The sequence below is a fragment of the Propionivibrio sp. genome (assembly GCF_047602565.1).
Lineage (GTDB): Bacteria > Pseudomonadota > Gammaproteobacteria > Burkholderiales > Rhodocyclaceae > Propionivibrio.
This window is the reverse complement of the sequence record NZ_JASGGX010000001.1, coordinates 2376895-2402558: the sequence shown is the minus strand read 5'-3', so window position 1 is coordinate 2402558 and position 25664 is coordinate 2376895. Positions and strand designations below refer to the sequence as shown.

General features: G+C 66.6%; 24 protein-coding genes. 6 read left to right on the top strand and 18 right to left on the bottom strand.

The annotated features are described in order from the left end of the window. The 11 genes from QM701_RS11235 to urtA all read right to left on the bottom strand — a co-directional run bounded on the left by QM701_RS11235 (nt 1) and on the right by urtA (nt 10704). Nucleotides 1-303 (bottom strand): urease subunit gamma, encoded by a 303-nt coding sequence (locus tag QM701_RS11235; protein ID WP_415167147.1) that lies wholly within the window; start codon nt 301-303, stop codon nt 1-3. A 13-nt stretch (nt 304-316) separates the two neighbouring features. Then, entirely contained in the window at nt 317-1174 is an 858-nt protein-coding gene (locus tag QM701_RS11230) for an urease accessory protein UreD (protein WP_415167146.1), read from the bottom strand. Nucleotides 1175-1205: 31 nt separating this feature from the next. Next, nucleotides 1206-1976: an ABC transporter ATP-binding protein gene (locus QM701_RS11225; RefSeq protein WP_415167145.1), complete on the bottom strand. Its 771-nt coding sequence runs from the start codon at nt 1974-1976 to the stop codon at nt 1206-1208. A 144-nt stretch (nt 1977-2120) separates the two neighbouring features. Then, nucleotides 2121-2957: an urea ABC transporter ATP-binding protein UrtD gene (urtD, locus tag QM701_RS11220; protein WP_415167144.1), complete on the bottom strand. Its 837-nt coding sequence runs from the start codon at nt 2955-2957 to the stop codon at nt 2121-2123. After that, a complete protein-coding gene (gene urtC, locus QM701_RS11215; protein WP_415167143.1) occupies nt 2954-4075 on the bottom strand; it encodes an urea ABC transporter permease subunit UrtC in 1122 nt (373 codons plus the stop codon). Before urtC ends, urtD begins: the two co-directional genes overlap by 4 nt. A gap of 156 nt (nt 4076-4231) precedes the next feature. After that, entirely contained in the window at nt 4232-5809 is a 1578-nt protein-coding gene (gene urtB / locus QM701_RS11210) for an urea ABC transporter permease subunit UrtB (protein WP_415167142.1), read from the bottom strand. Between the two features lie 337 nt (nt 5810-6146). Beyond that, the gene (locus QM701_RS11205; protein WP_415167141.1) at nt 6147-6884 is read right to left on the bottom strand and encodes an amino acid ABC transporter ATP-binding protein; all 738 of its coding nucleotides are present in this window, start codon (nt 6882-6884) and stop codon (nt 6147-6149) included. Continuing rightward, entirely contained in the window at nt 6871-7521 is a 651-nt protein-coding gene (locus QM701_RS11200; protein ID WP_415167140.1) for an amino acid ABC transporter permease, read from the bottom strand. Before QM701_RS11200 ends, QM701_RS11205 begins: the two co-directional genes overlap by 14 nt. Beyond that, nucleotides 7518-8189 carry an amino acid ABC transporter permease gene (locus QM701_RS11195; RefSeq protein WP_415167139.1) on the bottom strand — a complete coding sequence of 224 codons (672 nt, stop codon included), beginning with the start codon at nt 8187-8189 and terminating at the stop codon, nt 7518-7520. Before QM701_RS11195 ends, QM701_RS11200 begins: the two co-directional genes overlap by 4 nt. 69 nt (nt 8190-8258) lie before the next feature. Then, a complete protein-coding gene (locus QM701_RS11190) occupies nt 8259-9050 on the bottom strand; it encodes a transporter substrate-binding domain-containing protein (protein ID WP_415167138.1) in 792 nt (263 codons plus the stop codon). Between the two features lie 382 nt (nt 9051-9432). Beyond that, entirely contained in the window at nt 9433-10704 is a 1272-nt protein-coding gene (gene urtA / locus QM701_RS11185; protein WP_415167137.1) for an urea ABC transporter substrate-binding protein, read from the bottom strand. A gap of 222 nt (nt 10705-10926) precedes the next feature. On the opposite strand from urtA, the gene QM701_RS11180 reads away from it, so the two are divergent. Together QM701_RS11180 and QM701_RS11175 are read left to right on the top strand one after the other, a co-directional pair. Then, nucleotides 10927-11883, top strand: coding sequence for an MBL fold metallo-hydrolase (locus QM701_RS11180; RefSeq protein WP_415167136.1), 957 nt, complete (start codon nt 10927-10929; stop codon nt 11881-11883). An 8-nt stretch (nt 11884-11891) separates the two neighbouring features. Then, nucleotides 11892-12443 (top strand): DUF2284 domain-containing protein, encoded by a 552-nt coding sequence (locus tag QM701_RS11175; protein WP_415167135.1) that lies wholly within the window; start codon nt 11892-11894, stop codon nt 12441-12443. Nucleotides 12444-12464: 21 nt separating this feature from the next. On the opposite strand, the gene QM701_RS11170 is transcribed toward QM701_RS11175, so the two are convergent. From QM701_RS11170 to QM701_RS11160, 3 genes are all read right to left on the bottom strand, one after another. After that, nucleotides 12465-13526 carry a sulfurtransferase gene (locus tag QM701_RS11170; protein ID WP_415167134.1) on the bottom strand — a complete coding sequence of 354 codons (1062 nt, stop codon included), beginning with the start codon at nt 13524-13526 and terminating at the stop codon, nt 12465-12467. Between the two features lie 109 nt (nt 13527-13635). Beyond that, on the bottom strand, nt 13636-14784 hold the full coding sequence (gene dinB, locus QM701_RS11165; RefSeq protein ID WP_415167133.1) for a DNA polymerase IV: 1149 nt from the start codon (nt 14782-14784) through the stop codon (nt 13636-13638). Nucleotides 14785-14833: 49 nt separating this feature from the next. Then, nucleotides 14834-15019, bottom strand: coding sequence for a hypothetical protein (locus QM701_RS11160; protein ID WP_415167132.1), 186 nt, complete (start codon nt 15017-15019; stop codon nt 14834-14836). 158 nt (nt 15020-15177) lie between these two features. Here QM701_RS11160 and argG point away from each other — a divergent pair, with 158 nt between their 5' ends. Next, the gene (gene argG / locus QM701_RS11155) at nt 15178-16524 is read left to right on the top strand and encodes an argininosuccinate synthase (protein WP_415167131.1); all 1347 of its coding nucleotides are present in this window, start codon (nt 15178-15180) and stop codon (nt 16522-16524) included. 86 nt (nt 16525-16610) lie between these two features. Here argG and dcuC read toward each other — a convergent pair whose 3' ends face one another. The 4 genes from dcuC to QM701_RS11135 form a co-directional block, all read right to left on the bottom strand. Beyond that, entirely contained in the window at nt 16611-17984 is a 1374-nt protein-coding gene (gene dcuC / locus QM701_RS11150) for a C4-dicarboxylate transporter DcuC (RefSeq protein ID WP_415167130.1), read from the bottom strand. 61 nt (nt 17985-18045) lie between these two features. After that, a complete protein-coding gene (locus QM701_RS11145; RefSeq protein WP_415167129.1) occupies nt 18046-19155 on the bottom strand; it encodes a dipeptide epimerase in 1110 nt (369 codons plus the stop codon). Between the two features lie 20 nt (nt 19156-19175). After that, nucleotides 19176-20330: a M20/M25/M40 family metallo-hydrolase gene (locus QM701_RS11140; RefSeq protein WP_415167128.1), complete on the bottom strand. Its 1155-nt coding sequence runs from the start codon at nt 20328-20330 to the stop codon at nt 19176-19178. Continuing rightward, nucleotides 20327-21397, bottom strand: a complete 1071-nt coding sequence (locus tag QM701_RS11135) for a hypothetical protein (RefSeq protein ID WP_415167127.1) — start codon at nt 21395-21397, stop codon at nt 20327-20329. Before QM701_RS11135 ends, QM701_RS11140 begins: the two co-directional genes overlap by 4 nt. 249 nt (nt 21398-21646) lie before the next feature. Here QM701_RS11135 and QM701_RS11130 point away from each other — a divergent pair, with 249 nt between their 5' ends. The 3 genes from QM701_RS11130 to QM701_RS11120 all read left to right on the top strand — a co-directional run bounded on the left by QM701_RS11130 (nt 21647) and on the right by QM701_RS11120 (nt 25664). Beyond that, complete coding sequence (locus tag QM701_RS11130; RefSeq protein WP_415167126.1) at nt 21647-22579, top strand: MurR/RpiR family transcriptional regulator; 933 nt, start codon at nt 21647-21649, stop codon at nt 22577-22579. Nucleotides 22580-22710: 131 nt separating this feature from the next. Next, complete coding sequence (locus tag QM701_RS11125) at nt 22711-23925, top strand: DUF3798 domain-containing protein (protein ID WP_415167125.1); 1215 nt, start codon at nt 22711-22713, stop codon at nt 23923-23925. A 98-nt stretch (nt 23926-24023) separates the two neighbouring features. Beyond that, entirely contained in the window at nt 24024-25664 is a 1641-nt protein-coding gene (locus QM701_RS11120) for a sugar ABC transporter ATP-binding protein (protein WP_415167124.1), read from the top strand.

Sequence of the window (25664 nt, the reverse complement as noted above, 5' to 3'; positions counted from 1 at the left end):
CTAGACAATCGGATGGTGCACGGTCACCAGCTTGGTGCCGTCCGGAAACGTGGCCTCGACCTGGATTTCCGGGATCATTTCGGGAATGCCGTCCATCACGTCGGCGCGCGTCAGCACCTTCGTGCCATCGCTCATCAGTTCGGCGACGCTCCTGCCGTCGCGGGCGCCTTCCAGGATCGCGCAGGTGATCAGCGCCACCGCCTCCGGATAGTTGAGCGGCAGGCCGCGCGCCTTGCGGCGTTCCGCCAGCAGGCCGGCGGTGAACACGAGCAGCTTGTCCTTTTCTCTGGGGGTCAGTTCCATGCGCTGTCCTCGTTCAGGTGTTCCAGATACGCGGCCTGACGGCCGGGCGGCCCAGCAGGGGCGGCCGCAACAGGCTCCACATCTCGGCGAACCAGTCCCTGGCCGCTTCGCTGCTGTGCCCCAGGTAGCGGGCGATCAGCAGCTCCGGCAGGGCGGTCACCCCATGCTCCGCGCCATCGGCCGGAGCGATGGCGCGGCAGGCTGCCAGCACCGGCGCGATCTCCATATGCGGAGGGAAAGTAGCAAGGAGCGTGCCGCCAACGCTGGCGCCGGCCCATCCGGCCGGGCTGGCGAGCAGCGGATCGTCGCCGTCGAGGCATCCGCGTTCCAGCCAGAGCGGCCGGCCGTGGCGTTCGATGCGGGTGTGCAGGCGGATCTGGCCGTGCGCGAAGCGCTCGCCGCAGGCGCTGCGGCCAAGGCAGAGGATTTCCCAGCCCAGATACCGGCTGCCGTTGCCCAGGCGCACGTGCGTCTCCATGCGGCTTCTCGCGCCGTCGAAGACGATGGTTTCCTGCGGCAGCCATTCGAGGATGGCGTCGTCGCCCACCGTGAAGTCGAGCGCCTGCGAGGCCTCCTCGCCGCCGGACCGGTACCACTTGCCGGCGCCCGGCGTGGTGATCTGGGCGTGCGTTCCCGGACCGGCCGCGACCGCGACCCGCAGCCGGTCGCCGCCGGCGATGCCCGACGGCGGATGCAGCAGGATGGTCTGGCACACGGCCGGGCCTTCCGGGTAAAGCGCCTTCTGCACGCGCAGCGGACCGCTATGGCGGCGCTCGGCAAGCAGCGTGCCGCCGCCGACGCGCGTGAAGCCGAGCGCGATTGCCGCGTCCCAATGGACGGGGGGCGGGCCGGGCATCGCGCCGCGCTCCATGCGGTCGTTTCCTCGTCGGTACCGGCGGACCTTAGACCGCCAGCGCGTCGCGCACGCCGTCCTTGTCCATGTCCGCGCCGAGGCCGCGCATGATGAATTCGCCGCGCTCCATCAGCAGGTAGTGGTCGGCCAGGTCGCGCGCGAAATCGTAGTACTGCTCGACGAGCAGGATGGCCACCCGCCCGGTTTCGGCCACCTTGCGGATGGCATCCTGCGTCTCGCGGCGTTCGGCGAGCGAGCGATCCGTGGTCGACTCCGCGTGACGGCGGGCGACGACGCGGATGGCGTGTCCGATGTCCTTGATGATCGACGGCTGGATGCCCTCGGTCGGCTCGTCGAGGATCAGCACCGCGGGGTCCATGGCCAGCGCCCGGCCGATCGCCAGCTGCTGCTGCTGGCCGCCGGAGAGATCGCCGCCGCGCCGCCTGAGCATGGATTTGAGCACCGGGAACAGTTCGAACACCTGCCCGGGGATCTGCGCGCCGGCCGGCCTGGCGGCGAGGCCCATCAGCAGGTTTTCCTCCACCGTCAGGCGCGGGAAGATCTCGCGTCCCTGCGGCACGTAGCCGATGCCGGCGCGCACGCGCTGGTGCGGCGCGGCATGGGTGATGTCCCTGCCGGCGAAGCGGATGCGGCCGGACCGGGCCTTGACCAGCCCCATCAGGCATTTCATCAGCGTGGTCTTGCCGACGCCGTTGCGGCCGAGCAGGCTGGTGACCTTGCCGGGTTCGAGCGCGAAGGAGAGGCCGCGGAGGATGTGGCTGCCGCCGTAGTACTGGTTGAGGTTTTCTACTTCGAGCATGTGAGTCCTCAGGCGCTTCTGGTGTTTGACACGCCGGGTTTCGCCGTTGACCGGCGAGCCACTTTCTTTTGCTTCGCCAAAAGAAGGGATGCCCGCGCGTCAGACGCGGAACAAAGCGGTTGCTCGACCACCGCAAATGAAGAATCACCGCCCAAGATACACCTCGATCACCCGCTGATCGTTCTGCACCGCATCCAGCGTCCCTTCCGCCAGCACCGACCCTTCGTGCAGCACGGTCACTTTGCCGCCCAGCGCCTTGACGAACGCCATGTCGTGTTCCACCACCACCAGCGAGTGCTTCCCCGCCAGCGAAACGAAGAGCTCGGCCGTGCGCATCGTCTCGTCGTCGGTCATGCCGGCGACCGGTTCGTCGAGCAGCAGCAGGCTGGGCTCCTGCATCAGCAGCATGCCGATCTCCAGCCATTGCTTCTGGCCGTGCGAGAGCAGCCCGGCGGGACGGTCGGCCTCGCCGCCGAGGCGGATCAGGCGCAGGACGTCGGCGATGCGGTCGCGCTCCTCGTCGCGCAGCGCGGCGGCCAGGGTGGCGAGCGGGCGCTTGTCGGCCGTCATCGCCAGTTCCAGGTTCTCGAACGCGCTGTGACGCTCGAAGATCGTCGGCTTCTGGAATTTGCGGCCGATGCCGGCGTGGGCGATCTCGGGTTCGGCCAGGCGCGTCAGGTCGATGCTCTGTCCGAAGAAGGCGCTGCCGGAGTCGGGGCGCGTCTTGCCGGTGATGACGTCCATCATCGTCGTCTTGCCGGCGCCGTTCGGGCCGATGATGCAGCGCAGCTCGCCGGCGTCGATGGCCAGGTTGAGCCGGTTCAGCGCCTTGAAGCCGTCGAAGCTGACGGTGATGTCGTCCAGATAAAGGATGACGTTGTGCGAAACGTCGAGCGTGCGCTGCCGCGACGGATGGCCGAAGGCGCCGTCGTCATCGGGCTCGATGCCGATGATCCTGCGGAATACGTCCCGCGCGCTCATGCCCTGACTCCCCGCGCGGCGCGGTCCCGGCGCAGCGCGTGCCAGAGTCCGACCAGGCCCTGCGGCAGCAGCAGCGTGACGACGATGAACAGCAGCCCGAGAAAGAACAGCCAGTATTCCGGGAAACTGACGGTGAACCAGCTCTTGGCGAGATTGACCACGAACGCGCCGACGATCGGCCCGACCAGCGTGCCGCGTCCGCCGACGGCGACCCAGACGGCGATCTCGATGGAATTGGCGACGCTCATCTCGGACGGGTTGATGATGCCCACCTGCGGCACGTACAGCGCGCCGGCGATGCCGCACAGCACGGCCGAAACGGTCCAGACGAAGAGCTTGAACCACAGCGGATCGTAGCCGATGAACATGACCCGCGATTCGGCGTCGCGGATGGCGGCGAGCACGCGGCCGTATTTCGAGGCCACCAGCCAGCGGGCGAAGACGAAGGTCAGCGCCAGCATGCCGGCCGTGGCGCCGAACAGCGCCAGCCGCGTCTGCGGCGAGGTGATGGCGTACCCGAGCACGCGCTTGAAGTCGGTGAAGCCGTTGTTGCCGCCGAACCCCGTCTCGTTGCGGAAGAACAGCAGCATGGCCGCGTAGGTCAGGGCCTGGGTGATGATCGAGAAATAGACGCCCTTGATGCGCGAGCGGAAGGCGAAATAGCCGAAGACGAAGGCCACCAGCGCCGGCACCGCGACGGCCAGCACGGCCGCCCACAGGAAACTGTCGCTGCCGGTCCAGTACCAGGGCAGCTCCTTCCAGTCGAGGAAGACCATGAAATCCGGCAGGTCGCTCCGGTAGCTGCCGTCGCGGCCGATCTGTCGCATCAGATACATGCCGAAGGCGTAGCCGCCGAGGGCGAAGAACAGGCCGTGGCCGAGCGAGAGGATGCCGCCGTAACCCCAGATCAGGTCCATCGCCACCGCCACGATGGCGTAGCACATGATCTTGCCGAGCAGCGTGACGGCGTAGGTCGAGACGTGGAAGGCGTTCTCCGGCGGCAGCGCCAGATGCAGGACGGGCACCAGCACCAGCGCGGCGGCCAGGAAGGCGGCGAGGCCGCAGCGCGTCCGCGCGTCGAGCGCCGAAAACACGCGGAAGATGAGCGGCTCACGCATGGATATCCCCCGTCCGTGCAGAAGCCGTCCCCCCCTGACCAGGGGGGACAGGGGGGTTAAAAGCGGCGACGGGAGCGCAAAGGCCGTCAGCCCCCCCGGCCCCCCTTGTCAGAGGGGAGAGGATAGCGGCGGGCATGAGGTAGTTCATGGCGGCACTCAATCGACGAAGCGGCCCTTCAGGGCGAACAGGCCCTGCGGGCGTTTCTGGATGAAGATGATGATGATCGCCAGCACGACGATCTTGGCGATCACCGCGCCGGACCAGCCTTCCAGCAGCTTGGTGGCCACGCCCAGGCCCAGCGCGGCCCACACCGCGCCGGCCAGCTGCCCGACGCCGCCGAGCACGACGACCATGAAGGCGTCCACGATGTAGCCCTGGCCCATGTCCGGACCGACGTTGGAGATCTGCGACAGGGCGAGTCCGCCGAGTCCGGCGATGCCGGCGCCGAGGGCGAAGGCCAGCGTGTCGATGCGCGCCGTCGGTACGCCCACGCAGTCGGCCATGGCGCGGTTCTGCGTGACCGCGCGCACGAACATGCCGAGCCGGGTGCGGTTCATCAGCACCCACATCAGGAGCAGGACGAACAGCGCGAAGCCGATGATCACGATGCGGTTCCACGGCAGCAGCAGGTTCGGCATCAGTTCGATGCCGCCGGACATCCATGCCGGGTTGGCGACCTCGACGTTCTGCGCGCCGAACAGCACGCGCGCGGCCTGGATCAGGATCAGCGACAGGCCCCAGGTGGCCAGCAGCGTCTCCAGCGTGCGCCCGTACAGCCAGCGGATGACGGTGCGCTCCATGACCACGCCGACCAGCGCGGCGGAGAGGAAGGACAGGGGAATCGCCGCCGGCAGGTACCAGTCGATGGCGGCCGGGAAGTAGGCGCGGAACAGGCTCTGCATGGCGTAGGCCGAGTAGGCGCCGATCATCAGCAGTTCGCCGTGCGCCATGTTGATGATGCCCATCACGCCATAGGTGATGGCCAGCCCCAGCGCGCCGAGCAGCAGGATGCTGCCGAGCGACAGGCCGGAAAAGATGCGTCCGAGGTTTTCGGTCAGCGACAGGCGCCCGTCGATCGACTTGACCGCCGAGACGGCCGCGTAGCGCACGCGCGGATCGGCCTCGCCCGCCTTGCCGGTGAGCGGCAGCAGCAGGTTGCGGACCGCCGGCGACGACGATCCGGACAGCGCGCGCACCGCCGCCAGGCGCGCCGCCGGATCGGCGTCGGCGAGGTTGGCCTGCGCCTGCGCCAGCGTGAGCAGCGCCCTGATCCGCGCGTCGGTCTCCCGCGCCAGCGCCCGCGCGAGCAGCGGCGCCATTTCGGGCGCGGCCTTGCTCTGCAGGCGCTGCGCCGATTCCAGGCGCACCGCCGGGTCGGCGTCCGACAATTTCAGAGCCGCCATGGCGCCGGCCAGCTCGCCGCGGATGCGGTTGTTGACCGTCACCGTGTCGGCGGCGTCCGGCGTCTTGACCGGCGCGCCGGTGGCCGCATCGAACGCCTTGTCGCTGTCGACGATCAGCACCTTGCCGTCCGCGAGCGCCAGGTTGCCGTCCGACATCGCCTGGAGCACGCGCAGGGCGCCGGGGTCCGCCGTGCGCGCCAGCGCCTGGATCGCGGCGACCTTGGCCGAGGAATCGTCGTCGGCCAGCTGGCGCACCAGCGCCGGATCGGGCGCCGCCCGCGCCGCGAGGGCGGTGATGAGGAGCAGCAGGGCAAGCAGCGGTTTGCGCATGAAGGGTTCTCTGAGCGGGTTCGGACTCTTGCCGGGGAGCTTACGAAGGCGGGCCGGAACCGGGAATACGACAAATTGCGTAGGTCTGGGGACCTTCCTCTCTCCCGAGGAGAGGCCGCGGCCGCTGCCGATGCCGTGGCTGACCATGGCCGTTCCCGTGGCGTCCGGCCGGCGCGACCCCGCCATCGGGGAAGATGTTGACCCGCACGTCGGAACAGTCCAGCGCCTCGGCTCCCAGGCGCGGGTCGGCCAGGTTGATGGCCCGCGCGGCCCAGACGGGCAGCGGCGCAGGCTCGGCGACGAGGGAGGCGGCATGGCCTGGAAGCATGGGAATCCCTCAGTTGAGCGAGCGGATGAAACTGGCGAATTCCGGCGTCGCGGGGCGGGCGAACATTTCTTGCGGGTCGCCGGATTCGTGGATGCGCCCTTCGTGCATGAAGACCAGCTTGTCGCTGACCTCGCGCGCGAAGCGCATCTCGTGCGTGACCATGATCAGCGTCATGCCTTCGGCGGCGAGCTGGCGCACCACGCCGAGCACTTCGTTGACCAGTTCGGGGTCGAGCGCCGAGGTGATCTCGTCGCACAGCAGCACTTTCGGCGACATGGCCAGGGCGCGGGCGATGGCCACGCGCTGCTGCTGGCCGCCGGAGAGCTGATCGGGGAAGGCATCGAATTTCTCGGCCAGGCCGACACGTTCGAGCATGCGCCGGGCGATTTCCTCGCACTCGGCTTTCGGCGCGTGTTTGACGACCTGCGGCGCGAGCATCACGTTCTGGCCGGCGGAAAGGTGCGGAAAGAGATTGAATTGCTGGAAGACCATGCCGACCTTCAGGCGCAGGGCGCGCAAGGCGGCCGGGTCGGCACGGTCGACCTCGAGCACGGCGCCGTTGACCTCGATGACGCCGTCGTCGATGCTCTCCAGCCCGTTGAGCGTGCGCAGCAGCGTGCTCTTGCCCGAGCCGCTGCGGCCGATGATGGTGACCACCTCGCCTTCCTCGACGTCGAGCCTGATGCCGCGCAGGACGTGGTTCTTGCCGTAGAACTTGTGCAGGCGGGTGGTGCTAACGAGCGGCATGGAGTTTCCTTTCCAGCGACTGGGCGTAGTGCGACAGCGGATAGCACAGGATGAAATAGCCGAGCGCCACCAGGCCATAGACCAGGAAGGGCTGGTAGGTGGCGTTGGCGATCATCGAGCCGGTCTTGGTCAACTCCGCGAAGCCGATGATCGAGGTCACCGCCGTGCCCTTGACCACCTGCACCGCGAAGCCCACGGTCGGCGCGATGGACAGGCGCAGGGCCTGCGGCAGGATCACGTGGCGCATCTGCTCCCGGTAGCCCATGGCCAGGCTGGCGCTGGCTTCCCATTGCCCGCGCGGGATGGCCTCGACGCAGCCGCGCCAGATCTCGGCCAGGAAAGCGCTGGTGAACAGCGTCAACCCCAGCCCGGCGGCCAGCCAGGCGGGCACGTCGAGCCCGAACAGCGACAGTCCGAAGAACAGGGTGAACAACTGCAGCAGCAGAGGCGTGCCCTGAAACAGCTCGATGTGCATCCGGGCCAGCGCGCGCGGCGCGCGCACGTGCCCGATGCGCGCCAGCAGCACGAGGAGCCCGGCCAGCCCGCCGAGCACGAAAGCCGCCAGCGACAGGAGCAGCGTGAGCCCGCCGCCGACGAGCAGGTTGCGCACGATGTCCCACAGCGAGAAGTTCATCATGAGGGCGGCCTCCGCACGATCACGGCGCGGTTGATCCAGTGCATGGCCTGGCGGACCAGCAGGGCCAGCCCGAAATACAGGGCGGTGGTCAGGAAGTAGGTCTCGAAGGCGCGGAAATTGCGCGACTGGATGAAGTTGGCGACGAAGGTCAGTTCCTCCGTGGAGATCTGGGAGCAGACGGATGAGCCGAGCAGGGTGATCACCACCTGGCTGGACAGCGCCGGCCAGACCTTGCGCAGTGCCGGGCGCAGCATGACGTGGCGGAAAGTCTGCCAGCGGGTGAAGGCCAGCGAGTCGGCCGCCTCGATCTGGCCGCGCGGCGTGGCCTGCAGGCCGGCGCGGATGATCTCGGTGCTGTAGGCGCCGAGGTTGAGTACCATGGCCAGCACGGCGGCCTGCCATGCGGCCAGCTTGACGCCGAGCGAAGGCAGTCCGAAGAAGATCAGGAACAGCTGCACCAGGAAGGGCGTGTTGCGGAACGCTTCGACGTAGTAGCGGTACAGCTCGCCCAGCGGGCGGATGTTCCACAGGCGGCTGATGGCGCCGCCGATGCCGATCAGAATGCCGAGCGCGCCGCCGGAGACCGTCAGCCCGATGGTGTAGGCCACGCCTCCGGCGAGCATGCCGGCGTAGTCGGGCACGAAGGTGAAGTCGAACTGATAAGCCATGCGCGATCCTCTCGGTCGCCCGGCGGCCGGCCGGGCGGCCGTCGCCGGACGGTGGAACGGTGCCGGGGCCTACAGGTCGGCCGGCAGCGGCGCGTGCAGCCAGCGCTGCGCGATCTCGTTGAGCGCGCCGCTCTTCTTGGCCTTGGCGATGATCTCGTTGACCCTGGCCTGCAATGCCGCCTCACCCTTGGCCAGTCCCACGTAGCACGGCGAATTCTTGACCAGGAACTTGGTCGACAGGCGGCGCAGCTTGCTGCGTTCATTGACCGCGGCGGCGACCACGTTGCCGGTGGCGATCAACTGCGTCTGGCCGGACAGGTAGGCGGTGATGGTCGCGTTGTTGTCCTCGAAGCGCTTGATCACGGCCGCCGCCGGGGCGATCCTGGACAGTTCCAGATCCTCGATCGAGCCGCGCGTCACCGAGATGGTCTTGCCGGCCAGTTCCTCGACCTTGCCGACCTTGATGTCGTCCGGTCCGAACACGCCGTTGAAGAAGGGCGCGTAGGCGGTCGAAAAATCGATCACCTTTTCGCGCTCGGCGTTCTTGCCCATGCTGGAGATGACCAGATCCACCTTGCCGGTGGTCAGGAAAGGCACGCGGTTGGCGCTGGACACCGGCACCAGCTCGACCCTGGCGCCCAATTCCTTGCCGATCAGGTTGGCCACGTCGATGTCGTAGCCGCTCGGTTTCATATCCGCCCCGACGCTGCCGAACGGCGGGAAGTCCTGCGGCACGGCGATCTTCACGATGCCGGACTTGGCGATGTTGGCCAGGACGTCGGCCTCGGCCACCGGCGCGAGCGACCCGAGGGCCACGGCGCCGACCAGCGCCAGGGTGCGGAAGATACGTTTGCTGCTCATGGCATTTCTCCTATGGTGTTGCGAGGGATTGCGGCTGGTGAAGACGGATGCCGTCGGCGCCCCGGGGCTGCTGGTTTCGTGCGGCAACGTTGGACGGGCCGGGCATGCTTTCCTCGACGGGGTCTGAACGGTATGGCCAGGAAAAGCAAGCCATGTGCCACTGCCCGCGCATGTGTCCGTTTATTTGCAATCGATTGATTGATCGTATCTTTTTGGTTTTCCCGACGATGCGGCGCCGCCGCTGCGTGACGGCGGAATGCACCGCCGTCGTGGCCGGGCACCGTGATCGGGCGCCGGTGCGCCGCCTTGCCTGCGGAAAGGCCGGGCGAGGTTCGACGAAAACGGGGGCCGCGGCCCCCGTCGATCGTGCCGCCTCCGGAAATCACATGCCTTCCGGCTCGTCCTTCTTGGTGTCGTTGCCGGCGATGAACGGACTCCACGGCTGCGCCCTGACCGGGCCGGCGGTCTTCCACACCACGTTGAACTGGCCGTCGGCCTTCACTTCGCCGATGAACACCGGCTTGTGCAGGTGGTGGTTCTTCTCGTCCATCTTCACCTCGAAGCCGGATGGCGCCTTGAAGGTCTGGCCGGCCATCGCGGCGATGACCTTGTTGACGTCGGTCGACTTGGCTTTCTCGACGGCCTGCTTCCACATGTGGATGCCGATGTAGGTCGCTTCCATCGGGTCGTTGGTGACGACGGTCTTGGCGTTCGGCAGCTTCTGCTTGGCGGCCCAGTCCTTGTACATCTTGATGAACTTGGTGTTCTCCGCGTTCTTCAGCGACTGGAAGTAGTTCCAGGCGGCGAGGTGGCCCACCAGCGGCTTGGTGTTGACGCCGCGCAATTCCTCCTCGCCGACCGAGAACGCGACGACCGGCACCTCGGTCGCCTTCAGGCCGGCATTGCCCAGTTCCTTGTAGAACGGCACGTTGGAGTCGCCGTTGATGGTTGACACGACGGCGGTCTTCTTGCCTTCGGCGGCGAATTTCTTGATCTTGGCGATGATCGTCTGGTAATCGCTGTGGCCGAACGGGGTGTACTCCTCCATGATGTCGGCTTCGGCGACGCCCTTGGATTTCAGGAAGGCGCGCAGGATCTTGTTGGTCGTGCGCGGATAGACGTAGTCGGTGCCGAGCAGCACGAAGCGCTTGGCCTCGCCGCCGTCCTTGGACATCAGGTACTCGACGGCCGGGATGGCCTGCTGGTTGGGCGCGGCGCCGGTGTAGAAGACGTTTTTCTCGAGTTCCTCGCCCTCGTACTGCACGGGGTAGAAGAGCAGGCCGTTGAGTTCCTTGTAGACCGGCAGCACCGACTTGCGCGATACCGAGGTCCAGCAGCCGAAGGTCACGGCCACCTTGTCCTTGGTCAGCAGCTGGCGGGCCTTTTCCGCGAACAGCGGCCAGTTGGAGGCGGGGTTGACGACCACCGGCTCCAGCTTCTTGCCCATCACGCCGCCGGCCTTGTTGATTTCGTCGATGGTCATCAGCACGGTTTCCTTGAGCGCCGTCTCGGAAATGGCCATGGTGCCGGAGAGGGAGTGCAACACGCCCACCTTGATGGTGTCGGCGGCGTGCGCGCCGAAGGAGATGAGGCCGATGGAAGCGAGCGCCGCGGACAACACGGTCGTCTTGATGAAAGTACGTCGGGATTTCATGGTGAGGGGCTCCTTGAACATTGGCATGGTCTTTGGCTTTGGCGTTTACCCAAGCGCAGCGCCAGATTAAGGAGACGGCGGCGATGCCGGAATACGTCAGATTGCGTACCGGGGATCCGCGCCAAAGCGAAGAGGATTCCGCGGCAAGCGGGTCCGCGAGAAGGAGTAACCTATGGGCCTGTGGCGTTTTTCCCCGTGGCCCAACCTTCGAGGAGTACCCGGATGATCAGGATGCATGGACGGTTTTCGGCAGTGTGGGCGGTCCTCGCGGCGGCGTTGATCGGCGGCGTGGCGGCGGGTTGCGCGGCGAACGCGCCCCGCGCGACGGCGGTGGCCGCCGGCGCGGCGCGGGTCGATCTCGGCGCGGTGGCCGTGACCATGCTGAGCGACGGCCAGGGCTCGCGCCCGCTGGACGCGGGCTTCGTGCCCGGCGTGCCGCTGGCCGACGTGCGGGCCGCGCTGGCGGAGGCCGGCCTGCCGACGGATCGCGTCGAGGTGCCCTACAACGCGCTGGTGGTCGATATCGGCTCCCGGCGCGTGCTGTTCGATACCGGCAACGGCGAGTTCGGCGCGGCCGGCAGCGGCAAGCTGCTGGAGAACATGGCCCAGGCCGGGATCGATCCGCGCTCGATCACGGCGGTGGTGATCTCGCATTTCCACGGCGACCACATCAACGGCCTGCGCTACAAGACGGGCGCGCTGGTGTTTCCCAACGCCACGATCCACGTGCCCGCTCCCGAATGGAACTGGTGGATGGACGACGTCCGGCTGGCCGCCACGCCCGAGGCGCAACGGGGCGGCCTGAACAATGCGCGCCGCGTCTTCGCCACGCTGGCCGGGACGGTGGTGCGTTTCGAACCGGGCGGCGAGGTGCTGCCGGGCGTGCGCTCCATCGCCGCCTACGGCCATACGCCGGGCCACACGGTGTTCATGATCGAGGGCGGCTCGCGCAAGCTGCTGTACTGGGCGGACACCACCAACGTCGCCATGTTCGTGCGCCATCCCGACTGGGCCGTGGTGTTCGACATGGATGCCGAAGCGGCGAGGGCGACGCGCCGCCGCATTGCCGATCTGGCCATCCGCGAGAACGCGCTGGTCGCCGGCTTCCACCTGCCGAGCCCCGGCATCGGCACGCTGGCCGCGCGCGGCAAGGGGTACGAATTCACCCCCCTGCGGTGAATGCCGCGATGGCCGTGGCCACGACGGAAGCCCCGCGGAGCGTGATCGTCAGCCGGGCGGACATGATGCGCTACCACGATCCCGAGCGCATCCAGGGGTACTGCCGATCCTGCGAAAAGTATGGCGCGTACTGGTCCTGCCCGCCCTTTGCCGAGCCGCCGCTGGCGCGCTTGGGGGCATGGACCTGCGCCGTACTCGTGACGCAGAAGACGCGGGTGGCCGCCGGCTCGACGCAAGAGGAGCTGATCGGATGCTTTCTCGACGCGCGCAAGATGCTCTGCGAGGCCATGCAGCGCCAGGAAACCGCCGGCGCGGTCGCCGTGGTGGCCGGGCACTGCGACGGCTGCACGGCATGCACGCGCTCCCGCGGCATCGCCTGCTGCGCCCCGTCGCGGCTGCGCTATTCGCTCGAAGCGCTCGGTTTCGACGTGACGGGCCTGGCCGAAGGGCTGGCCGGCCAGAAGGTGCACTGGCCGGCGCACGGCATGCCCGATTACCTGATGACGGTCGGCGCGCTGCTGTGCCCGTCGCTCGACGTCGCGGCGGGGCTGGACCTCTAGTTCTCTGCCCGCTCCATCCGTTTACCGGGCTTCGAGCCGTTTCGCCAGTTCGTCCACCTGCTTTTTCAACGCGCTGATCTGGCCGTTAAGCACGCCGACGTTGAGGAAGGTCTCGTTGTCGACCGGCGCGGAAAGGCGCGCCGCCCAGCCCAGCCATGACGAGTCGTAAACCTTGACGTTCCGGAAGCCGAGGCTTTCGAGGACGGTCGAGGTCTCGGCGGCGCGCACGCCGGACTGGCAATAGACGATCGTTTCCTTGTCGCGGTCCAGGTCCTTGTAGAGCGCTTCGAGTTCCTGGCGGCCCTTGAGCGCGAGGCCGTCGGTCTTCGCGGTCTCCTTGCCGGCGATCTTCTTCGCCGCCTCGGGGTCCGCCCAGTTTTCCTCGTAGGGAATGTTGACCGCGCCGGGGATATGGCCGCCGCGGATGGCGCGAATGTCCTCGCCCGTGAATTCCTTGCGGGTGCGCACGTCCACCACCTGAACGTCCGGCCTGGCGAAGCTGCCGGCGACTTCGTCGGTCGATGCCGCCAGGGACGGTTGCGCAATCAGCTTGAGGGCGACGGCGGGCCGTCTGGCGGGCTCGGTCGAGACCGGCCGGCCGGCCTCGCGCCAGCCTTCGAAGCCGTCATGGAACACGGAGACGTGGCGGCCGCCGAAGTAACGGACGGCGTAGCTGCCGAAATAGGTATATGCGTTGCCGCGCGCGCCGTAGACGACGATTTCCCGGCTCGGGTCCAGGCCGGCGTCGGAAAAGAGCTTCTCGATGACCGGCGTGGGCAGGAAATCCTCCTTTTGTTCGTCGCGCAGCACCTTGCCGGCGTCGCCGAAGTTGATGGCGCCGGGCAGGTGGCCGCGTTTGTAGTCGTCCGCCGAGCGCACGTCCCAGACGATGGCGCCCCGCGCCATGGCGGCTTCGACCTGCGCCGCGTCGATGATGATGTTGCCGGGAGCGGCCGTGGCGGTCTGCCGCGGCTCGGCGGCCTGCGTGGCCGAGGCGGAAAAGAGCAGTCCGTTGAGGGCGAGGAAACCTGCCGTCAGGACGACGGTCGGGGAAGGGCGGCGGAATTGGATGGAGAATGACATGATCGATCCGGGTAACGCAGAAATGATGGAGAGAAAATTCTACGAACCGGATATATAAACAAAAAATACTTATTGCTTATTTCTGTATTCACAAAAGGAATAAGCTGCGTCAGAACGGCAGGCTGCGCTGCGCTCCGCCGCCCTCACCGGCCGCCGCCGCCAGCGACACCAGGCCGCTGGCCCGCACGCCGAGCAGCCGGATTTTGCGGGTCATCGGCACGCGCTTGAGGCACAGGCCCGCCGCCCGGCGGATCAGCCTTCCATCCACGATGCCCTCGGGCAGGGTGACGTCGCGCGTGACCACCTGGAAGTCGGCGTAGCGCAGCTTGATGCCGACCGTGCGCGAGGCGTACCCCTTGCGCTGCAGGTCGTCGGCGACGCGCAGGCACAGCGCGGTGAACACGTCCGCGAGCTCCGCCCGATCGTGGCGGACGTGCAGGTCGCGCGCGAAGGTGGTCTCCCGGCTGATCGAGCGGGGCTCCGCTTCGACGACCACCGGCCGGTCGTCGATGCCGTGTGCGGCCCGGTGCATCCAGTGGCCCGTCGTCTGGCCGAAGAGGCCGGCCAGCCGCCCGACCGGCGTCGCGGCCAGTTCGCCGATCGTCCGGATGCCGTGCCGGTGGAGCTTTTCCTGGGCTTTCGGGCCGATCCCGTTGATCTTGCCGACCGGCAGGGGCCAGATGCGGGCGGGAACATCCTCGGGCGCGAGGATCGTGCTGCCGTTCGGCTTGTTCAGGTCCGAGGCGATTTTCGACAGCAGCTTGTTCGGCGAGATGCCGACCGAACAGGTGAGCCCGGTCGCCTCGGCCACCGCTTGGCGGAGCTTGCGCGCCAGCGTGGCGGAGTCCTCCGGGTGATCGCTCAGATCGATGTAGATCTCGTCGATGCCCCGGTCCTCGATGCATGGCGCCACGGCCGCGACCGCCGCCTTGAAGCGGGCGGAGTATTGCCGGTACGCATCGAAATTGGCCGGCAGCAGGATGGCGTCCGGCGCCAGCCGGGCCGATTTCATCAAGCCCATGGCGGAGAACACGCCCAGGGCGCGTGCGGGATAGGTCGACGTGGTCACCACGCCCCGGCCCACGTAATCGCGCAGCCGCGCAAAAATCCGCGTGCCGTCGGGCGACGCGCGCGGCGGATCGATGCCGCGTCCTCCCACCACCACGGCTTCGCCGCGCAGTTCGGGGTAGGCCAGCAGCTCGACGGAGGCGAAGAAGGCGTCCATGTCGAGATGGGCGATACGGCGGGACAGCGGCATGGGGACTGCGGACGGAAGCGTTGCGTCGTGGGCGGGAGGCCGGCTTTTCCTAACGATCGGTCCGTTTCGCTCCGTGCAGTCTGGCGGCGGCTTTCCGGCGCCAGCAGGCCGGCGTCTGGAAGACGGAAGCGTCGAACGAGGGCCGGCGGAACACGGATTCGGCCATCTGCCGCCGGTGGCCCGCCCCGGGGGGCATGCCCACCAGCTTTTCAAACCATTCCTGCACCTGATTCATGAGTTTTCCCCCTCTGTCGCATCCCGGAGGAGAATACCCGTATCTCCGAAGGCTGTAAATATATACAGTTGTCGGGCGCCCGGCCCGCTTCCGCGGCACGGCGCGGCGCGGGGGACGCTACAATACGTGTCTTTCAAAACCTCTCGCGAGAAACTGCCGTGGCTGCAACCATCCTGCAAAAGATTCCCGCCGGCGAGCGCGTCGGCATCGCCTTCTCCGGCGGCCTGGACACTTCCGCCGCCGTCCACTGGATGCGCGGCAAGGGCGCCATTCCCTGCGCCTACACCGCCCACCTCGGGCAGCCCGACGAAAGCGACTACGACGACATTCCGCGCAAGGCCAAGCTCTACGGCGCCGAGATCGCGCGCCTGATCGACTGCCGGCCGCAACTCGTCGCCGAGGGCATCGCCGCCATCCAGTGCGGCGCCTTCCACATCAAGACCGGCGGCGCCACCTACTTCAACACCACGCCGCTGGGCCGCGCCGTCACCGGCACCGCGCTGGTCGTGGCGATGAAAGAGGACAACGTCAACATCTGGGGCGACGGCTCGACCTACAAGGGCAACGACATCGAGCGCTTCTACCGCTACGGCCTGCTCGCCAATCCGGCGCTGCGCATCTACAAGCCGTGGCTCGACCAGTCCTTCATCGACGAGCTGGGCGGCCGCAAGGAGATGAGCGAGTACCTCATCACCCACGGCTTCGACTACAAGATGAGCGTGGAAAAGGCCTATTCGACCGACTCCAACATGCTCGGCGCGACGCACGAAGCCAAGGACCTGGAGTTCCTCAAGAACGGCATCAACATCGTCAACCCGATCATGGGCGCCGCCTTCTGGCGCGAGGACGTGGCGATCAAGCCCGAGACCGTCACCGTGCGCTTCGAGGAAGGCGTGCCGGTGGCCATCAACGGCCAGTCGTTCGCCAGCGCGGTCGAGCTGTTCGCCGAGGCCAACGCCATCGGCGGCCGGCACGGCCTGGGGATGAGCGACCAGATCGAGAACCGCATCATCGAGGCCAAGAGCCGCGGCATCTACGAAGCCCCGGGCATGGCGCTGCTGCACATCGTCTACGAGCGGCTGATCACCGGCATCCACAACGAGGACACCATCGAGCAGTACCGCATCAACGGCCTGCGCCTCGGCCGCCTGCTCTACCAGGGGCGCTGGTTCGACCCGCAGACGCTGATGCTGCGCGAGACCGCCCAGCGCTGGGTGGCGCGCGCCGTCACCGGCGAAGTCACGCTGGAACTGCGCCGCGGCAATGACTACTCGATCCTCGACACGGTCAGCCCGAACCTCACCTACGCGCCCGAACGCCTGTCGATGGAAAAGGTCGAGGACGCCGCCTTCACGCAGACCGACCGCATTGGCCAGCTGACCATGCGCAACCTCGACATCTCCGACACGCGCCACAAGCTCGGCATCTACACCAGCAGCGGCCTGCTCGGCTCGCAGAAGGACGGCAGCATTCCGCTGCTGACGGGCGGCGAGGAGAAGAAGTAAAAGGGGTCACGCACCCGCGAAGCCCGCCGCCCGGCGGGCTTCTTTTTGGTTCTGGGTGTTAATGGGCAGATATCGGGCGTGGCCGATCAGTAGAAGAATACGAAGTTGGCGATGGTCAGTGTGATCAGCGCACCGGTCATCGGAATGGCCGTTCGTTTCACCACGTCGAAGGGCGAAACGCCGCCCATGCTGGACGAAACGACGATGACCGCGGTGATCGGCGAAATGGCCCGCGCCGCGCTGGCTGCGAAGTGCATCGGCAGGAGCATGACCACGGCCGGCACCGACATCTTGGCAGCGACCGCCGGCGTCAGTGCGGCGAAGGCGAAGAAGGGGGCGTTGCCCGAACCCATGATCACCGAGCAGACGGCAATGATGGTGATCATCACCAGGATCATGCCGGCCGCGCCGAAACCGGAGGCCTGCGCGGAGTTGATGATGGTGTCGATGGTGCCGATGGTCGTCAGGCCCTTGGCGAAGGTTTCGCCGGCAACGATCAGCGTGATGACGTTGGCCATCTGCATGCCCAGGCCGTCGAAGAAGACCTGGATGTCGGAGAAGACCTGCTTGCCGTTGCGCGTGCGGATGAAATCGACGAGCATGGCGATGGCCAGGCCGATGAACATGGCCTTGATGATGTCCATCTTGATGGTCTTGATTCCCAGATCGCTGAAGATCAGGATCAATGCCAGAGGAATTACCGGAAGAATGGCATAGAACATGGGCGGCGTCTTCTGCTCGGCGCCGTCCTTGCTCTGCACGGCATAGCCTTCCGAAGGCTGGACGACGTGGCCGTCGCGCTTGTCCATCCACTTCTGGGTGAAGAAGTGCAGAACGGCGACCACCGGAATGACGACCATGGCAACCGGCACCTGATACTTGACCCAGTACATGACCGGGTCGATGCCGGCGGTGGTGGCGGCGAGGATCGTGCCGGTGTCGCTCGGGCTCCAGTCGAGACACAGGGTCGTGGCGATGGCGGCGACTGCCGACAGGCGGCTGACGCCAAGGCTGGTCAGGATCGGGAAGACCGTGACCATCAACAACATGGCGAGGCCGGAGGCGCTGTTGATGGCAAGACCCAGGCACATGCCAAGAATCCACGCGCCGGCCAGCACGATGTACGGCGAGCGCAGCGCGAGCAGCGGGCGGATCGTCAGCTTGACGAGCGCACGGCTGGCGCCGATGTGGTCCATGTAGCGGGCGAAGCCGCCGACGGCCATGATGTTGAGGCCCAGCCCCGCGGCACGCGAACTGAGGGTCTTCTTGATGAATTCGAAGGCGTCGAAGAGCATGAGGCCGGTGCTTTCCTTCGCCGGCAGGATGGTACCCAACCCGAGTGCAACGGCGGTGAACATCAGCACCATGCCGGCGACGAACAACACCGGCTGCGGCTTGTACTTCTGGACGATAAGGTATCCGGCCCAGAACGTTACGATCAGAGAAATGACGACACCCACGATTGAACCTCCCTTGTAATAATGAAAAAAACCTGGTGAAACGAAGCAGCAAAGCGGTAAATCAGGTGTGTCCCGGCAGGGTGGCAATGTGCCGCCAGTTTTCGATTTCACGGATGCCGAGGCCAGGAGCGTCCGGCAGCAGGAGGCGGTTCCCCTCAAATTGCGCGCCACCCACGATCGGGTCTTCGGCCAGCAGGACGGAGGCATCGAGATCGGCACGGTTGACGATCTGTTTGCCGGCCGCGAGGCTTGCCGCGGCGGTGATGCCGATCTTGCTTTCGAGCATGCAGCCGACCATGCAGCGCATGTCGGCCGTTTCGGCGAGATGCGCAATGCGCACGGCGTTGCGCAGGCCGCCGGCTTTCATCAGCTTGATGTTGATCGAATCGCAGGCGCGCATGGCGATCAGTTGCGCCACCTCGCGCGGGCCGAAGGCCGACTCGTCGGCCATGATCTCGGTGTTGACGCGATCGGTGACGTACTTGAGTCCGTCGAAATCGTGCGCCTTGACCGGTTGCTCGACGAGCTCAATGGCCAGCCCCTCGGCCTCGAAGCGGCGGATCAGGCGGACGGCTTCCTTGGCCCCCCAGCCCTGGTTGGCGTCGAGGCGGATGCGCACGGCATCGCCGACGGCGCCGCGTACCGCGCGCACCCGCGTCAGGTCCGTCGCCGGCTCGTTGCCGACCTTGATCTTCAGCGCGCTGTAGCCCGCGGCGACGGCTGCACAGGCGTCGCGCGCCATTTCCTCGGGATCGTTGAGGCTGATCGTGAGGTCGCTCTCCAGGCTCGAACGGAAACCGCCGAGCAGCTTGTAGAGCGGTACGCCGACCCGCTTGCCGAACAGGTCGTGCGCCGCGATATCGAGCGCCGCCTTGGCCGAGTGGTTATGCAGCAGGGCGCCGTCGAGCACCGTCGAGATGCCTTCGAGGTTGTCGACGTCGAAGCCGATGATTTTCGGCGCCAGTATGTCGCGGATTGCGGCGACGATCGAATCCTGGCTGTCGCCGGTAATCACCGCCGTCGGGGGGGCGTTGCCGTAACCGATCGCGCCGCAGTCGGCAACGAGCTTGACGACGATGTCCTCAGCCGAATGAACCGTGCGCAAGGCCGTTTTGAAGGGCTTGCGCAAGGGGATGCTGAGCTTGCCGATGTGGATTTCGCAGATTTTCATCGTTGTTGGCGCTCCCGTTGTCAGGCACGGCTTTCGATGATCGCCTCGACCAGGCGGGCCGTCGTTTCGAGGTCGACGAGGCGCAGGCTTTCCGAGGTGGCATGCGGATCGGTCATGCCGATCGACAGGTTGACAGCGGTCAGGCCGCGGGCGTTGAAGATGTTGCAATCACTGCCGCCGCCGGTGGCGACGAGTTCGGGGGTCAGGCCGAGCCGACGCATCGCCGCCATGCAGTGGCCGACGACGGGGGTGTCCGCATCGAGCAGGAAGGCGGCATAGCTGCGCTCGACGACGACCTCGGCGGTAGCGCCGAAGTCGCGCGCCGCGTCCTCGAAGCAGGCCTTCATGTGCGCGCTCTGCGCGTCGAGTCTGGCGTTGTCCAGACTGCGCGCCTCGGCGACGACGACGACCTCTTCGGCGACGACGTTGGTGGCCGTGCCGCCATGGATGCTGCCGATGTTGGCCGTCGTCTCTGCGTCGATGCGCAGGAGATGCATCAGCTCGATCGCCCGCGCGGCGACCTGGATCGCGCTGACGCCGCGCTCCGGACACAGGCCGGCGTGCGCCGTCCGCCCGCGCACGGTGGCACGGATGAGATCCTTGGCCGGCCCCCGGACGACGATCTTGCCAGGCGCTCCTTCGCCGTCGAGGACGAACACGCGCTTGCCCTGCAGCTTGCCGTAATCGAGTTCCTTGGCGCCGTGCATGCCGATTTCCTCGCAGATCGTCAGCAGCACCTGGATCAGGCCGTGCGCGACGCCGCGTTCGCGAATGCGTTGCACGCCCTCGACGATAGCGGCGATACCGGCCTTGTCGTCGCCGCCGAGGATGGTCGTGCCATCCGAACGGACGACGCCGTCGGCGATCTGCGGATGCACGTCGGCGCAGGGCGTGACGGTGTCGAGATGACAGCAGAAGATCATCGGCTCGACGCCGGCGGCAGTCGCCGGCAGGGTGGCGATCAGGTTGCCGGTATCGCTGCCGGCCCGCGCTCCGGCCGAGTCGAATTCGACCCTGAAGCCGAGCGCTTCGAGTTCGCCCTGCAGATGCGCCGCCAGGCGGCCTTCCTGCCGGGACGGGCTGGCGATGCGCAGCAGTGCCAGGAAGCGCTCGACGAGCCGCCGTTCGGCCGGGTTTTCGTTCTTGTTGCCCATGGAATCAGGCGGCAGGCTCAATTGAAATCGACGACGTATTCGCCGTCACGCATCAGCGTCAGGGGCCGCCCGTCTTCCATGGTCAGTTCGAGCCGTTTGACGACCACGTCCGGCTGCATTTCGGGAACGTAAACGCGGTCGATGTGGATGACTGCGTCGGGGCCGGAAAAGTCCTGCGGACCGACCTGGCCGCCAAAGTGATCGCTGCGGCCGAAGGCGATGTGCGCCCCGAGTTTTTCGTCCAGCAGTACCTTGCCGATCGGTTTGATGCCGAAGGCGGCGAGCACGCCGAGACCCAGTTCCGCCATGTTGCCGTAGGCCGGCTCGCGGCGCAGTTTCTCCGCCTCCTGCGCCGAGACGGGGCCCTGGCTGAGCACTTCGACGGCCTTGTTGTGCTCGATGCGGTAGTACACGACCTCGCTGCCGAATTGCACCGGCAGCACGCCGGCGCTGCGGCTCGGTTCGCTCTCGCCCTCGTAGGGCACGATGTAGGCCTCGCCGGAAGGCAGGTTGCCCGCCGCGCCGGGCTTTGGCAGCAGGCCGCCCGAGGCGTGCGCTGCGCGGAAGCGCAGGTCGAGGTGCAGGGCGCTCTCGCCGCCCGGATGGGCGAAGACGAAGTCGGCCCCCGTGGCGCGGTCGAGCTTGTCCTTGAGATAGTTCACCCGGCGATTGACCTCGGTGTAGTCGAGCCGCAAGGCGGGGATCATCGCTGCGCAGAAGCCGCCCATGGTGGCCGCCCGGAAAGGGTATTTTTTTGCCGCTATCTTCAATGGCGCCGTGGCCGAGAACTGCGAGGGCACCAGGAAGATGGGGATCGACGCGAACAAGTCGGCAAAGGGAATCGAGCGTGCCGGATCGAGTTCGTCCACCGTATCCGGCAGGGCTCCGCCCGCATGAATCCAGCAGCGGTCGGGCAGGTTCCCATTGTTGTTGTGCGCGTTGCGGTAGAACGCCAGCACGGGTTTCATGCCGAGTTCCGCCTGGTGCGTCGTGAGCTGCCCGAGCCAGTCCGCCGCGATTTCCCGCCGTGCGGCCCAGTCCTTGTTGTCCGGAACGGTGGCATCCGGCAGGTCTACGAGGATGGCCAAGCCGATTTCGCCCGGGCGAGGCAGGAACACCCGTTTTACCAAGGAAACCAGTTCACCGCCGCTCAGTTGCTCCGTCATGGATGGCCTCGAAGAGAAGAGTCAAGCCGGAAGTCTGTCCGCTTCCGGGAGCGGAGGTCAACAAAAATGATAAAAAATATTTTTTTAGTGATGTATTTTGTAAACATGTATACATTAACGTTTTCTTCACGGCACAATTGAGCAATGAAACCGGCCTCCGACAATCCTTCGATGTCCCAGCGCGTTGCCCGCGCGCTGCCGGCATTGACGCGCTCGCACCGGAAAATGGCCGATTACGTGCTGCACCATCCGTTCAAGGTGGCGACCATGGCCATCGACGAACTGGCCGCGACCCTCGGCGTTTCGGTGGCCACGGCCAACCGCTTCGCCCGCGCGTTGGGCTTCGACGGCTATCCGCAGTTCCGGGCCGCGCTGGTGATGGGCTTCGAGAGCGCGCTGGCGCCGGTCGAAAAACTGCGCAGCCGGGTCGGCAGCCCGGCCTCGGCCGCCGACGTCTTCGCGGATTCGTTCGCCAGCATCCAGCGCAACATCGACCAGACGCAGAAATCGCTGGACGCGCAGGCCTGCGAGCAGGCGGTCGCCGCCATCCTGAAGGCCAAGCGCATCGGCATCATCGGCTTCGGCGCCAGCACCTGGCTGGGCGGCCTGCTGCAGCGCGGCCTCGACCCGCTGTGCGGCAACGTCCAGCTGCTGGCGACCATCGAAGGCTCGTCGGCCGCGGCGCGCGTGATATCGCGCATGCAGCCGACCGACCTGCTGATCGCCATCGGCTTCCCGCGCTACGCCGCGGACACCGTGTTCCTGGCGCAGCGCGCCTGCGAGGCCGGCGTGCCGGTGCTGGCCCTGACCGACCGCGTCACCTCGCCGCTGGCGCGGCTGGCGACCGTATCGCTCTACGCCTACACCGACAGCAATTACTTTTCCAACTGCGAGGCCAGCGCCCTGGCGCTCGCCGAGGCCCTGTGCAGCGCCGTCGCGCACCGCACCCAGGGGTCGATCAGCGCGGCGACGCAGCTGGCCGAAACGCTGTTGCCGTGGATATACGGGAGTCCGGACGGCCTGCGTTCGCTGCCGGGGGGCGCCACGGCGGCGTCGCGAAAGAAAAAAGCGCCGCGCAAGCGGGCCGCCGGAGACAAGGGGTAAACCTGCGCCGCGGCGCCTGTCGCGGCGCGCCATTTTTGTTGGTTGTTGTTTTTCTGTTCTTTTTGCAGGGTGGTTTCCGTTTCACGCGGGTCCGTTTTTGAAGTCAATCGATATCAATCAAGGAGGGCAATATGAGCATACGCAAGGGAATGGCGCAGATGGCGCTGGCCCTGTGCCTGGCGGTTCCCGGCACGGCGGCGTTGGCAGCGGCGGCCTATCACGTCGGCATCATCACCGGCACGGTCAACCAGGGCGAGGACGAGGTGCGCGGCGCCGAGGCCATGATCAAGGAGTACGGCGACGTCAAGGACGGGGGCATGATCCAGCACCTGACCTACCCGAACAACTTCAGCGCCGAACAGGAAACCACCATCTCGCAGATCGTCTCGCTGGCGAACGATCCGCTGATGAAGGCGATCGTGATGAACCAGGCCGTGCCCGGTGCGACGGAAGGCTTCCGCCGCGTCCGTGAAATGCGCCCGGACATCCTGCTGCTCGGCGGCGTGCCGCAGGAAGATCCGCTGGTCATCGGCAAGGTGGCCGACCTGATCATGCGCAACGACTTCATCTCGGCGGGCTACCGCGTCATCTGGGCGGCCAAGCAGCTCGGCGCCAAGACCTTCGTGCACATCTCCTTCCCGCGCCACATGAGCGTCGAGACGCTGACCCGCCGCCGCATGGTCTTCGAGCAGGCCTGCAACGACCTGGGCGTCAAGTTCGTCTTCGAGACGGCGCCCGATCCGCTGAGCGACGTCGGCGTCGTCGGCGCGCAGCAGTTCATGCTGGAAAACGTGCCGAAGTGGGTCAAGAAGTACGGCAAGGAAACCGCCTTCTACGCCACCAACGACGCGCACACCGAGCCGCTGATCCGGCAGGTCGTCGAGTACGGCGGCATCTTCGTCGAAGCCAGCCTGCCCTCGCCGCTGCTCGGCTATCCCGGCGCGCTCGGCATCGACCTGAAGGCCGAACAGGGCGACTTCCCGGCGATCATGAAGAAGGTCGAAGCCGCCGTCGTCGCCAAGGGCGGCAAGGGACGCCTCGGTACCTGGTCCTACTCCTTCCCGTACAGCGCCACGGTCGGGCTGACCCAGCACGCGATCAACGTCATCGAAGGCAAGTCGAAGATGACCAACATGAAGGACATCTTCAAGGCCTTCGGCAAGTACACGCCGGGCAGCAAGTGGGGCGGCTCCTACTACGTCAACGGCTCCACCGGGGTCAAGCTGAACAACTTCGTGCTGCTGCTCCAGGACACGTACATCTTCGGCAAGGGCTACATCAAGTCGGCCGACGTCAACGTTCCCGAGAAGTACCTCAAGATTTCCTCGGGCCTGAAGAAGAAATAAGCGGGTCGCAGTCGCCACATAGCAGTCGCAAAGCATAACCGGCCGGCGGGGGACGTTTTTCCTCCCCCGCCGGGCGGAATCATTTCAGGGAAAAAACAATGGATTCAGCAGAACCGATTCTGCGCCTGAAAGGCATCGGCAAGTCGTTCTACGGCAACCGGGTGCTGGCCGACGTCTCCTTCGACGTGGGCGCGGGCGAGATCATAGGACTCGTGGGAGAGAACGGGGCGGGCAAGTCCACGCTGATGAAGATTCTCTTCGGCATGCCGGTCATCAGCGAGACCGGCGGCTTCGAGGGGTCCATCGTCTTCAATGGCCGGGAAGCCCGGTTCAGGTCGCCGTTCGACGCCCTGGACGCGGGCATCGGCATGGTGCACCAGGAGTTCTCCCTGATTCCGGGATTCACCACGACCGAGAACATCCTGTTGAACCGCGAATCGCTGAACAATTCGGTGCTCGTCAACATCTTCGGCCCGCGCATCAGCGCGCTCGACCGCGCGACGATGGAAAACCGCGCCAAACAGGCCATCGACAAGCTCGGGGTGAAGCTCGACCCCAAGATGCGCATCAACGAGATGCCGGTAGGCCACAAGCAGTTCACGGAAATCGCCCGGGAACTGTGCCGCGAGAACGTCAAGCTGATCGTGCTGGACGAGCCGACGGCGGTATTGACCGAAAGCGAGGCGGAAGTCCTGCTCGCCTCCCTGCGCCTGCTGGCTTCCGAGGGCATCGCCATCATCTTCATTTCGCACCGCCTGCGCGAGGTCGTCGAACTGTGCGACCGCGTGGTGGTGCTGCGGGACGGGCACAAGATCGAGGATTTCCCGGCCAAGGGCTCGTCCACCAAGCAGATCGCCTCGCTGATGGTGGGGCGCAGCGTCGAAGCGCAGGCGCGGATCGACGCGGAGGCCGCCGTGCGCGCCGCGCAGGGCGAGGCGGACGCGCGCGAAACCATCCTGTCGGTCGAAAACCTGTGGGTCGACATGCCCGGCGAGACCGTGCGCAACGTCAGCCTGGCGGTCAAGAAGGGCGAGATCTTCGGCATCGGCGGACTGGCCGGCCAGGGCAAGCTCGGCATTCCCAACGGCATCATGGGGCTGGCGCCCGCCGGCGGCTCGGTGTCGCTGAACGGCGCGCCGGTCGAACTCAACGCGCCGCGCGCCGCGCTCGAACGCAACATGGCGTTCGTCTCCGAGGACCGCCGCGGCGTCGGGCTGCTGCTCGACGAAGGCATCGACTGGAACATCGCCTTCACCGCCATGCAGGTCCAGGACAAGTTCCTCAAGCCGATTCTCGGCGGCCTGTTCCAGTGGCGCTCGGACGCCGCGATGACCCGGCTGGCCGAGGAATACATCAAGCTGCTCGAAATCAAATGCACCGGGCCGGGCCAGCGCGCGGGCAACCTGTCCGGCGGCAACCAGCAGAAGGTCTGCCTGGCCAAGGCCTTCGCCCTGCGGCCCGAGCTGCTGTTCGTCTCCGAACCGACGCGCGGCATCGACATCGGTGCCAAGCACCTCGTCCTGGACACGCTCAAGAAATACAACCGCGAGTACGGGACGACGATCGTCATGGTCTCCAGCGAACTGGAGGAACTGCGTTCCGTCTGCGACCGCATCGCCATCGTCTACGAAGGGCGCATCGAGGGCATCCTGCCCCACAGCGCGCCGATCGAGGACTTCGGCATACTCATGGCCGGCGCCGACAGGGACGAGACCGTCGCGCTCGCGGGAGGGAATTGA

Coding starts and splice junctions, on each gene's coding strand:
- QM701_RS11235 (WP_415167147.1), bottom strand. CDS start 303: ATGGAACTGACCCCCAGAGAAAAGGACAAGCTGCTCGTGTTCACCGCC.
- QM701_RS11230 (WP_415167146.1), bottom strand. CDS start 1,174: ATGGAGCGCGGCGCGATGCCCGGCCCGCCCCCCGTCCATTGGGACGCG.
- QM701_RS11225 (WP_415167145.1), bottom strand. CDS start 1,976: ATGCTCGAAGTAGAAAACCTCAACCAGTACTACGGCGGCAGCCACATC.
- urtD (WP_415167144.1), bottom strand. CDS start 2,957: ATGAGCGCGCGGGACGTATTCCGCAGGATCATCGGCATCGAGCCCGAT.
- urtC (WP_415167143.1), bottom strand. CDS start 4,075: ATGCGTGAGCCGCTCATCTTCCGCGTGTTTTCGGCGCTCGACGCGCGG.
- urtB (WP_415167142.1), bottom strand. CDS start 5,809: ATGCGCAAACCGCTGCTTGCCCTGCTGCTCCTCATCACCGCCCTCGCG.
- QM701_RS11205 (WP_415167141.1), bottom strand. CDS start 6,884: ATGCCGCTCGTTAGCACCACCCGCCTGCACAAGTTCTACGGCAAGAAC.
- QM701_RS11200 (WP_415167140.1), bottom strand. CDS start 7,521: ATGATGAACTTCTCGCTGTGGGACATCGTGCGCAACCTGCTCGTCGGC.
- QM701_RS11195 (WP_415167139.1), bottom strand. CDS start 8,189: ATGGCTTATCAGTTCGACTTCACCTTCGTGCCCGACTACGCCGGCATG.
- QM701_RS11190 (WP_415167138.1), bottom strand. CDS start 9,050: ATGAGCAGCAAACGTATCTTCCGCACCCTGGCGCTGGTCGGCGCCGTG.
- urtA (WP_415167137.1), bottom strand. CDS start 10,704: ATGAAATCCCGACGTACTTTCATCAAGACGACCGTGTTGTCCGCGGCG.
- QM701_RS11180 (WP_415167136.1), top strand. CDS start 10,927: ATGATCAGGATGCATGGACGGTTTTCGGCAGTGTGGGCGGTCCTCGCG.
- QM701_RS11175 (WP_415167135.1), top strand. CDS start 11,892: ATGGCCGTGGCCACGACGGAAGCCCCGCGGAGCGTGATCGTCAGCCGG.
- QM701_RS11170 (WP_415167134.1), bottom strand. CDS start 13,526: ATGTCATTCTCCATCCAATTCCGCCGCCCTTCCCCGACCGTCGTCCTG.
- dinB (WP_415167133.1), bottom strand. CDS start 14,784: ATGCCGCTGTCCCGCCGTATCGCCCATCTCGACATGGACGCCTTCTTC.
- QM701_RS11160 (WP_415167132.1), bottom strand. CDS start 15,019: ATGAATCAGGTGCAGGAATGGTTTGAAAAGCTGGTGGGCATGCCCCCC.
- QM701_RS11145 (WP_415167129.1), bottom strand. CDS start 19,155: ATGAAAATCTGCGAAATCCACATCGGCAAGCTCAGCATCCCCTTGCGC.
- QM701_RS11130 (WP_415167126.1), top strand. CDS start 21,647: ATGTCCCAGCGCGTTGCCCGCGCGCTGCCGGCATTGACGCGCTCGCAC.
- QM701_RS11125 (WP_415167125.1), top strand. CDS start 22,711: ATGAGCATACGCAAGGGAATGGCGCAGATGGCGCTGGCCCTGTGCCTG.
- QM701_RS11120 (WP_415167124.1), top strand. CDS start 24,024: ATGGATTCAGCAGAACCGATTCTGCGCCTGAAAGGCATCGGCAAGTCG.